This is a genomic window from Streptomyces mutabilis (assembly GCF_014649815.1).
GTDB classification, from domain to species: domain Bacteria; phylum Actinomycetota; class Actinomycetes; order Streptomycetales; family Streptomycetaceae; genus Streptomyces; species Streptomyces mutabilis.
In genome coordinates this window covers 1-639 of sequence record NZ_BMTT01000183.1, presented here as the reverse complement: position 1 = coordinate 639, position 639 = coordinate 1, and the positions used below count along the sequence as shown (strand labels likewise).

1 protein-coding gene is annotated in these 639 nt (G+C 71.4%); it reads left to right on the top strand.

What is annotated here, in order from left to right:
- Positions 1–639, top strand: a 639-nt coding sequence (locus IE142_RS35295) for an AMP-binding protein (RefSeq protein ID WP_191889461.1), incomplete at both ends; no start/stop codon positions are given.

Here is a 639-nt window from a genome sequence, read left to right as displayed (position 1 = left end):
CCCGATCATCCCGCGTACGTCATCTACACCTCCGGCTCCACCGGCCGGCCCAAAGGCGTCGTCATGCCCGCGGGCGCGCTGGTGAACCTGCTGGAGTGGCACCACCAGGCGGTCGGCGGAGAACCCGGCACGAGGACCGCGCAGTTCACGGCCATCAGCTTCGACGTCTCCGCGCAGGAGATGCTGTCGGCCCTGATGTACGGCAAGACCCTGGTGATCCCGGAGGAGGACGTCCGGCGGGACGCGGCCCGGTTCGTCGAGTGGTTGGACGAGCACGAAGTGGAGGAACTGTTCGCGCCCAACCTCGTGCTGGAGGCCGTCGCCGAGGCCGCCGTCGAGCAGGACCGCGCGCTGCCCCGGCTGCGGACCATCGCGCAGGCCGGCGAGGCCCTGACGTTGAGCCGCGTCGTCCGCGAGTTCCACACCTCGGCACCGGAGCGCGTGCTGCACAACCACTACGGCCCCACCGAGACCCACGTGGTCACGGCCCACACGTTGAGCGACGGCCCGGACAGCTGGCCGCTCACGGCGCCGATCGGCCGACCGATCGCCAACACGCGTGCCTACGTGCTGGGTCCGGGGCTGGAGTTGGTGGCGCCCGGTGTGGTGGGGGAGCTGTACGTCGCGGGGGCCGGTGTC